6 protein-coding genes are annotated in these 9500 nt (G+C 69.2%); 1 reads left to right on the top strand and 5 read right to left on the bottom strand.

The features are described from left to right. The coding region (locus TY51_RS15785) for a PAS-domain containing protein (protein ID WP_042251195.1) at window positions 1-930 on the top strand (930 nt) is incomplete at its 5' end. Here the strand turns inward: TY51_RS15785 and TY51_RS15780 are convergent. From TY51_RS15780 to TY51_RS15765, 5 genes are all read right to left on the bottom strand, one after another. Further along, window positions 931-4209, bottom strand: coding sequence for a translocation/assembly module TamB domain-containing protein (locus TY51_RS15780; RefSeq protein WP_231559094.1), 3279 nt, complete (start codon window positions 4207-4209; stop codon window positions 931-933). A gap of 74 nt (window positions 4210-4283) precedes the next feature. Beyond that, on the bottom strand, window positions 4284-5408 hold the full coding sequence (locus TY51_RS23625) for a hypothetical protein (RefSeq protein ID WP_231559093.1): 1125 nt from the start codon (window positions 5406-5408) through the stop codon (window positions 4284-4286). After that, a complete protein-coding gene (locus TY51_RS15775; RefSeq protein WP_042251193.1) occupies window positions 5408-7267 on the bottom strand; it encodes an autotransporter assembly complex family protein in 1860 nt (619 codons plus the stop codon). Before TY51_RS15775 ends, TY51_RS23625 begins: the two co-directional genes overlap by 1 nt. A gap of 113 nt (window positions 7268-7380) precedes the next feature. Continuing rightward, window positions 7381-8307, bottom strand: a complete 927-nt coding sequence (locus TY51_RS15770; RefSeq protein ID WP_042251189.1) for a glucokinase — start codon at window positions 8305-8307, stop codon at window positions 7381-7383. 14 nt (window positions 8308-8321) lie between these two features. Beyond that, on the bottom strand, window positions 8322-9440 hold the full coding sequence (locus tag TY51_RS15765) for an ABC transporter ATP-binding protein (protein WP_304413105.1): 1119 nt from the start codon (window positions 9438-9440) through the stop codon (window positions 8322-8324). Window positions 9441-9500 lie beyond the last annotated feature (60 nt).

Here is a 9500-nt window from a genome sequence, read left to right as displayed (position 1 = left end):
GGCGCGGGCACCGCCACCCGCCGCGCCGGGCTGGAGGATCAGGGCGCGGTGTCCTGGTACGACTGCCACAGCCACCGGATGGGCGACGAGGTGATGATGTTCGCCCTGCCCGCGGACGCCGCCGTGCGCGCCGAACGCAGCCTGCGCGATTTCGTCCAGACGTTGACCAAGACATTCGCCGACCTGCCCATCGGGCTGGCGATCTTTGACCAGGGGCGGAACCTGCAGCTGTTCAACCCCGCACTGATCGACCTGACGAACCTGCCGACGGGTTTCCTGACCGCGCGACCGTCGTTGTTCGATTTCCTGGACCAGCTGCGCGAACAGCGCATGGTCCCCGAACCCAAGGACTATCGCAGCTGGCGCCAGCACATGGCCAATCTGGAAAGCGCCGCGGCCACCGGCCACCACGTCGAGACCTGGTCCCTGCCGGGCGGACAGACCTATCGCGTCACCGGTCGCCCGCATCCCGATGGCGCGGTGGCCTTCCTGTTCGAGAACATCACCTCGGAAATGTCGCTGACCCGCGAATTCCGGGCCGAGCTGATGCTGGGCGCGCATGTCCTGGACGGGCTGGAGGACGGGCTGGTGGTCTTTTCCGACGGCGGCCAACTGGTCCTGTCAAACCAGGCCTATCGCCGTCTGTGGGGCGCGCCCCCGGAAAGCCTGACCGACGCCATCGCCACGTGGGAGGCCGCGGCCCCCGCCGGGCGTGGCTTCGCGGCCCTGCGCGACGCGCTGAACCATGCCGACGCACCGCGGGCCAGCGGCGCGATGGCAGGGCCGAAGGGACAGTTGCTGGGCTGGACCGTCACCATCCTGTCGGGCGGGCGGCGGATGCTGCGGTTCGGCATCGCCTCGGGTCAGGTGATGCCCCAGGGCGCGCCCGAGGAGATGCGTGCCCTGTCCACCGCGATCGGCGCCGACTGATCAATAGTCGCGTTCGAAGAACACCCCAAGCGAGCTGCCGCCGTCGCTGCCCACCGATCCGCGTGCCCGCAGCGACTGCGTGATGTCCAGGTTCAGGTTGATCGACGACCGCCCCCCCTCGCCCACGGACACGTCGGTATAGACGTTCTCGGATATATAGCGTCCGGCCCGCAGCTCGATGTTGCCCTCGTCGTCGGTGGTCAGGTCCAGGTCGTCCAGGCCCGCGCTTTCGCGCAGGTTGCTGATGATCCCGTCGCCGCCCCGACCCGCCAGCACCGCGATGGCATTGGCCAGCTGCGCCGCCTGCAGGGGGCTGATGGTGTCCAGCCCACGCCCGAACAGCAGCTGCGACAGCACCTCCTCCTGCGGCAGTTCCGGAGAGGATTCGAACGTGATCTCGGGGTCACGGACCTCTCCGTCGATGATGATGCGGGTGGTGATCTCGTCGCGCTCGGTCTCGGCGACCAGGCGGATGACGGGGATCAGACTACCCTGCAGCTCGACCAAGCCCTCGGTCAGGTTGAACCGACTGCCCAGCAGATCGACGCGGCCCCGGATCAGCTGCAGGTTGCCGATGGGAATCGCGTTGCGGGCCGTGCCCTGGATGCGGAAGCTGCCGCCCAGTTCGGCGTCGATCCCCCGGCCGCGGATGAACACGCGGTTGGGCGCGTTGATGACCAGGTCCAGCGCCGGCGGACGTCCCGGCGTGGCGGGTGGGCCCGACATGCCCGCGTCGCGCGATGCCTGGCTGGGATAAGGCTCCAGCCCGGCCTTGGCGCGGGTGGCGCGCACCGGCGGGCGCTGGCTGCCGACATGAGTGATGTCGGGGATCGCGCGCGCACCGCCCAAGCCGGTCGAGGGGATGCGGATCTCGGTCTCTCCCAGGTCGATGCGACCGGACAGGGTCTGGCCGGTCGCGGCCGTTCCGTTGAACCGCACCTGGCCATCGACGACCGTCTGGTACAGGTTCGGGTCGCGCAGCACGACCTGCGCCAGCGCGACCGAGATGTCGGTCGCCCCGTTCGTCAGGTCCACCGGCCCGGACAGCGTGATCCGCCCCCCGGCCGAGACGTTGGCCGCCCCGTCGATCTGCAGCCGCCCCGACTGGAATCCGGCGGTGACGTCGATCCCGTCCAGCCGCACGCCCAGGCCCGGATCGGCCAGCTGGCCGTTCGTCAGCCGCACCTGTCCCGACAGCGCCTGCAGCGACGGCGCGCCTTGGACGCGCAGGTCGATCGCCAGCGGTCCCGACACGCTGCGGGTGCGCAAGGTGGTGTTGGCCAGCGCGGAATCCGCGCTGCCGTTGATACCCAGATCGACCGTCGATCCGTCGCGCGCCGCGGTGCCCGCGATGCGCAGGTCGGTGCTGCCGGGTGCGGTGGCACGCAGGTCGACCGCAAAGGCCGGGCCTTCCTCACGCACGGTGCCGGTCACCGCGACCGCGCCCGGGAACTCCGGAACGATCAGGCCCAGGTCGGCCAGCCGCGCGTTCAGATTGATGCCCGTGGCGGGCGCCCCGTCGGCCGTCACCTGCAGCTGCGGGTTGGTGACGTTCAACCGCTGGACCGAGATGCCCTGCGTCCCTTGGCTGGCGGCCAGGTCGAACCGGGTCTGCCCTGCCAAGACCGGATCGATCCGCGGCTGGCCCAGGGACAGGCCGCTGGCCGTGCCCGTCGTCTCGATCCGCCGAGTGGTGCCGTCGTCGGTCAGCCGCGCATCGGCCTGGACCGCGCCGCTGATGCCGTTGCCCAGGAACCGCAGATCGCCCGCGTTCAGCGTGGCGGCGACATTGGTCGCCCCCGCGCCGACCTGCCCCGTGGCGCTGGCCGACAGGCGCGGGTTTTCCACCTGCGCCGTGTCGATGGTAAAGATGCCGCCCTGTTCGGTGCCCGTCACCGACAGGCGCGTCTCGCCCGCAAGGGCGCCGTCCACCTGCGCCTGACCGAAGGACAGATCGCGACCGGTCCCGGTCACGGCCAGCCTGCGGATACCGTCACCGGCCTCGGCAAAGCTGCCCTGCGCCTGCAGGGTGCCGCGCCAGCCCGGCCCGAAGGGTGCCAGCGACGCCACGTTCACGTCGCCGGTCAGGTCGGTGACGCCCGGACCATAGGTCCCCTGCACCACCGCCCGCATCTGGTCATTGGTCAGCCGCCCTTCCGAAATCGTCACGACCCCGTCGCGTTCCGACGCCTGCAGCGCCAGTTGCGTGGTCCCGGTCAGCGCGCCATCCGCCCCCGTCGCGCCAAGCGACAGGTCCTGCCCGCTGCCGGTCACGTCGATCAAGCGCGCGCCATCCTCCTCGCGCAGCGTCGCGCGGGCCTGGAACCCGCCCGCCCAATCCGCGCGGATCGAGGACAGGTCCACCACCGCCACCTGGGCCACCGCGTCCAGCGCGCCTTGGGCAAAGCTGCCTTGGGCATCCGCGCTCAGCTGCGGGTTGGCCAGCTGGAAATCCTCCAACTGGAATCCCTGCGGCGTCTGCAGCGCGCTGGCCGTCAGTTCGGTCTGCCCGCTCAGCGCGTTGTCCAACGCCTCGATGCCGATGCGCAGGTCCTGGGCCTGGCCGTTCAGGGTCAGGCGCCGCTGGTTTTGCGGCCCGGTGACTTCGGCCGTGGCCTCCAGCGAGCCGCCCAGTTCCGCGCCCGCATCCGACAGCGACGGCATGGACACCTCTGCGCGCAGGTTGCTGGATGCCGTGCTGATCAGCCCCTGTGCGGTGGCGGTCAGCTGGCTGGCGTTGACGCGGAAATCCTCGACCTCCAGGCCCAGCTCGTCGCGGCGCGCCTGCAGCAGGATCGTGGATTCGCCGTCCAGAAGACGGTCCAGCTGCGGCTGGTCCAACGCGATGTCGCGGCCCGACACGCGCGCGTCGATGTCAAAACTGCGGTTCAGCAGGACGTAATACCCCTCGACCGTGGCATTCGCACTGCCGGTCAGGGGCCGCCCGGCGACGCCCGACAGGCGCGTCAGATCGGTATAGCGGGCGCCCGCATCGACCGACAGCGTGATGCCGCTGCCCAGGCCCGACACCAGGAAGTTGCCGTCCAGCCCGTAATCCGCACCGCGGACCCGCAGGTTGGTGATGTCGACCGCGTTGCCGGGGGTAAAATTGAACCCGGTGCGCCCTTCGACCTGCGCGCCCACGGCCTCGTCCAGCGACGCGTCGTCGAAATCCAAGTCGCGGGCGGCAAAGTCGATGGCGCCGATCACCTCGGACAGGGCGCCGTCGTCCAGAAAGATCTGTCCGCGCCCGGCCAGGTCCAGCGCGCCAAGCGCCACGCCGTCCAGGTTCAGCGCGCCGATGCCGCCGTCCAGGCGCCATCCGTCGCTTTGCGTCGCGTCGTAATCAAAGGTCAGCCTCCCGGAATCGACCGTCGCGCCTCGCCCGCGAAGGGCAGCGGGACGGGAACCTGGGTGGCCCCCGCGTCCCGGCCCAGCATCACCTGCAGATTGGCCTGCTGGGGCGCGGAAAGATCGTTGGTGGACAGCGACCCGGCGATGCGCAGCGCCTCGGTGCGGATGTCCAGGCGGGGGATGTCCAGGCGCCCGGTCTCGGCCCGCCAGCCTTCGGCCAGCAGCTGGGTGTCCTGACCAAAGAAGGCCCGGTCCTGCGGGCGCAGCAGCGATGCCACGTCGCCGCCCAGCTGGAACCGGAATCCGGTGCCGGGGGTCCCGTCGGCGCCGGTCTCGCCATTGGCGCTGACCTGGCCGGTGATGCGGGGCTGACCGTTGGTGGCCAGCCGGATGTCGGCCGCGAAATCGCGGATCTGGCCTTCGCCGCTGATCTGGGCGGTCAGGGCGGGCTTGTCATAGATGCCGACCAGGTTCGCCAGCAGGCCGTCGGCGGCCTCGTCCAGGCCCAGGTTCAGGCGCAGGATCTGCGTCTCGTTGCCATAGCCCGCGTCCAGCACGAACTGTCCGCGCGGGCCGTCCAGGCGGTCGATGGTCAGCTGGGCCGTGCCCTCGCCGCCCTCCAGGCTGATGCCGCCGGCGATGCTCAGCGCGGCTTCGACCCCGATCACGGGTTCGCCCAGCACCACGCGTTCGGCGCGGATCTGTTCGATGTTCAGCGACACGGGCAGTTCCGGCAGCGCAAAGACCGGGGCCTCGGCCTGCACGGCCGTCTCCTCTGCCTGGGGCAGGCGGGGCAGCAGGATCTCGGCCGCGGACAGTTCCGCGATCTCGATCCGGCGGCGCAGCAGGGCGCTGCGGTTCCATTGGATCGCGCCGTTGCGCAGGGTCAGATAGGCGCCATCCTCGTCCGAGATGCGCAGTTCGGTGAAGGTCGCGCGCGACGACAGGGCGCCCTGGAACCCCTCGATCACGACTTCCCGACCGTCTCCGGACAGGTTGCTTTCCAACAGGCCGGTCAGAAAGCCGCGGTCGCTGTCGGCCTCGGCGCTGATTTCGGCGGCGCTTTGGCCCAGAACGGCCATCGGAAACAGGACGGCAAAGGCGGTGATCCAGAAACTGCGCATCAGAATGCCTGTCCCAATCCAAGGTAAAGTTGCACGCCGCTGCCGGTATCGCCGCTGACCGGCCCGGCCACGTCGAACCGCAGCGGCCCGATCGGGGTGTCGTACCGCACGCCCAGACCGGCGCCCGCATGGTCGTCGCTTTCGCCGCCAAAGGCATCGCCCGACCAGACTTGGCCGTAATCGGCAAAGGCCACCAGGCCGATCTTCTCGCGCACTTGGAAACGCGCCTCTGCGGTGGCGCTGGCGACCGACAGGCCGCCGGTCTTGATCGGCCCGTCGGGGCCTGCGATCTCCTCGACCCCCAGGGACTGATAGGGATGGCCGCGCACGGTGCCGCCTCCGCCCGAAAAGAACAGATAGTTGCGCGGCGTCGTCGCCAGGTCGCCGCCGAACACCGACCCCGCCCGCGCCCGGCCCGCCAGGGTGAACCGGTCATCCGCGCCGAATGACCGGAAGGCCCGGCCCTCGGCCAGGGCGCGCATGCCGGAACTGGTATCCTCGAAGCCGCTGAAGGGGGTCACCTCGGCCGACAGATAAAAGCCTCGCTTGGCGTTGTTCTGATCCTCGCGGCGGTCCCAGATCACGTCCATCGGCAGGGCCAGGACCTTGAAATCGGTGCGCCCGTTGGCATCGAAGACGCGCGAATACTGATATTCCAGCGCTGCATCGGCGGTCAGGCGGTCGCTGAAGATGTGGTTCAGACCGAAACCCAGGGTGGCCAGATCCTCGTCGTAATCCTCCTCGCGCATCTGCGCGACCTCGGCCTCGACATAGGCGGTGGTATCGGCGGTGATCGTGGCGGGGCGTTCCAGGCGGACGGTCAGCTCGTCGTCGCGGTCGCTGGTTTCTGATCCGATATCCTTGATGCGCCCATCGATGCGCAGGCGTTCGCCGCCGCCCAGCAGGTTGCGGTGCATCCAATAGGCCGACACCAGCGCCCCGTCGATGGTCGAGATCTCGAACCCCGCGCCGATGCGGCGGGGGGCCTGTTCGACCACGGCCAGATCCACGTCAAGCGTGTCGCCGGGGCTGAGGGTCTCGGCCTCCTGCAGGGTGATGGCGGAAAAGACGCCGGTGCGGCGCAGGCGCTGGCGGACGGTCTCCAGTTCCTCGGGGTCGAAACGCTCTCCCTCGGGGAAACCGGCGATCTTGCGCAGGCGGCGTTCGTTCAGGCGCTGGTTGCCGCTGACGGACATGCGCCCGAAGGTGACGGCGGGGCCGGGCGACAGGGCGATGCGGCTGTCGACCTGATCGGCGTCGTGATCGGCCACGATCTGCTGGTCGGCGATGTCGGCCTTGGCATGGCCATAGGCGCGCCAGCCGTCGACCCCGGCCAAGGCCGTGCTGCGCATGACGCCGGTGCCCGCGACTTCGCCCACGGCGTATTCGGTCGGGATGTCGGTTTCGGGGGCCACCGGGGCGATCTGGGCGCGCGAAAAGCGGAAGACCGGGCCCGGATCGACCGCGACCAGAACGCGCGAGACCTGGGCGGGCGCGTCCAGCGGCGCCACCTCGGCGGCTTCGACCCCGTCCAAGGTGATGGTCACGGCGCCGTCATAGAACCCTTCGTCGTACAGCAGGCCCAGGATGCGGGCGTAATCGCCGCGCGCGGCGGCCAGCACGTCCTGTCCGGTGGTGCGATCCTCGTTCAGCGCGCCGGTCAGCAGCAGCGACTGGCGGATCTGGCGGGTCAGACCTTCGTCCCCGCCGGCGACCTGCACGTCCAGCGCGACGGGCCCCTCGGATTCGCTGCTGCCGCCGAACAGGCCCGAAAACGGAGAGCTGCTTTGCGCCATGGCGGCACCCGCCGCGCCAAGCGCCGTCCCTGCCACCAGGATCGCCCTAAGATATGCCCGCATCGCCCGCCCCGTCTTTTTGCTTGTGGCAATTCAAACAGGATCGACCGGACGAATCCAGCAATCTTTGGGCGTTTTCCGCGATTGGCGGTTAACCTTTGCGGGACCGGCGGACCCTAGCCGAGCGCCGCAAGACAGCCGTGCAGCGCCGCCATGTCGTCGCGGATCAGAAAGACCGGCGTGTTTTCAGGGATATGGCGCATGTGGCTTTCCGCCAGAAAGGCCGGTTCGAACAGCGCCATCCGGTCGGCGATGCTGCGGCCCACGCTGCCGGCCAGGAACAACCCCTCCAGCGGCATGAAGCGCAGCGACAGCTCGCGGCACAGGAGGCCGACCAGTTCGGCGAACAGGTCATAGGTCGCGGTGGCGTCCGGATCGCCGGCCTCGGCAGCCTTGGCGACATCCTCGCTGCGGATGGGGGCGGTGCCCGTCATCGCAGCGTGCAGGCGCGACAGGCCACGCCCGGCGAATGTCTCCTCGGTGGAAAAGAACCCGGCCGCGGCGTCGGCGCCGACGCGGTCCTGCAGCCGGGCCATGATGTTGGCGGGCAGGTGGGTGTGCCCCTCCTCGGCCTCCAGCACGGTGATCGCGCCGCCGGGCAGCACGCGCACCGCGCAGACGTTGAAGCCGGTGCCCAGACCCACGACCAGCGCCTGCCCGTTGCGGGCGCGGGTCACAGGGGCGGCACGCAGCGTGCCAAGCTGTTCGCCGGCCAGCGCGGGGGTGGAATAGCCGAGCGCGGACAGGTCGTTGATCAGCCGCACCTGATCGGCATCGGTCAGCCGCGCCAAGTTGTCCTCGTCGAACGACCAGTCGCGGTTGGTCAGCTGCGCACGCCCGCCGCTGACCGGACCCGCCACGGCGATGCACATGGACGAGATGTTGGGCTGGTGCTGTTCCGCCATGAACTGGCGCACCACGTCGTCGAAGCTGGCAAAGTCGTCGCCCTTGAAGCGGGTGACCGTGCCGGCGTCGATGGACCCGTTGCGCGCGATCGCCAGCCGCGCATTGGTTCCACCCACATCGCCCAGAAGCATCGCCATGCCGTCACCCCTTCTCAGTTCAGTCGTTCACCATCCTTAGGAGAGAAATACGACACTTTCGAGAGGTCGAATGCCAGCGGGAACATCGACCGCGCCCGGACGGCGCTTTCGGCGCGCAGCCGCGCGGTGACCGCCTTGCCGCCCAGATGGGTCACGGCAAAGGTGTCGGCACCCGCCGGTTCGACGATCTCGATCATCACGTCGCCACCCGCACCCTGCGCGGTGCCGGGCAGATGGGCGTTGCCGGTCGCTTCGTGGATGTCCTCGGGGCGCACGCCCAGCACGATCTGGTCGGGAAGGTCGCGGGCCACCGGATCGGTGATGACAAGCGGCGTGTCGCCGGGGCGGTCGATCTCGATCCGGGTCTGGCCGCCTTCGGACCGAACGCGGGCCGGGATCAGGTTCATCGCCGGGCTGCCCATGAAGTCGGCCACGAACATGTTCGCGGGGCGGTTGTAGATTTCCGCCGGCGTGCCGATCTGCTGGATCACGCCGCCCTTCATGACGACGATCTTGGTGGCCAGCGTCATCGCCTCGATCTGGTCATGGGTCACATAGACGATCGACGCGTTCAGGTCCTGATGCAGCTTCTTGATCTCGGTCCGCATGGACACGCGCAGCTTCGCGTCCAGGTTCGACAGCGGCTCGTCAAACAGGAACAGCGCGGGGTCGCGGACCAGGGCGCGGCCCATGGCGACGCGCTGGCGCTGGCCGCCCGACAGCTGGCCCGGCTTGCGGTCCAGCAGCGGCTCGATCTGCAGCTGGCGCGACACCTCGGCCAGCTTGGTGGCCTGGGTGGCCTTGTCGACGCCGCGCACCTTCATGCCGAAGGTGATGTTCTTGGCGACCGTCATCGTCGGGTACAAAGCATAGGACTGGAACACCATCGCGATGTCGCGGTCCTTGGGGCTGACGCCCGTCACGTCGCGGTTCGCGATGCGGATGTTGCCGCCGGTGATCGGCTCCAGCCCGGCGATGCAGTTCAGCAGCGTGGACTTGCCGCAGCCCGACGGGCCGACCAGCACCAGGAAGTCGCCCTCGTCGATGCTGATGTTGATGTCGTGCAGAATATGGGTGTCGCCATAGGCTTTCTGCAGGTTGCGTGCGGAAATCTTGATGTCCTGCTGGCTCACGGCCGCTCGTCCGATCGGGGTGATTGTCATACATGGTGGGCTCTCCTGTGGGCCGATCAC

Origin of the sequence: Paracoccus sp. PAMC 22219, assembly GCF_000787695.1 — a bacterium.
Lineage (GTDB): Bacteria > Pseudomonadota > Alphaproteobacteria > Rhodobacterales > Rhodobacteraceae > Paracoccus.
The sequence above is the reverse complement of the archived record's forward strand: the minus strand, read 5'-3'. Positions and strand labels throughout refer to the sequence as shown.

Bases quoted from the DNA above. Each gene is read 5' to 3' on its own strand.
- TY51_RS15775 (WP_042251193.1), bottom strand. From the start codon at position 7,267: ATGCGGGCATATCTTAGGGCGATCCTGGTGGCAGGGACGGCGCTTGGC.
- TY51_RS23625 (WP_231559093.1), bottom strand. From the start codon at position 5,408: ATGCGCAGTTTCTGGATCACCGCCTTTGCCGTCCTGTTTCCGATGGCC.
- TY51_RS15770 (WP_042251189.1), bottom strand. From the start codon at position 8,307: ATGGCGATGCTTCTGGGCGATGTGGGTGGAACCAATGCGCGGCTGGCG.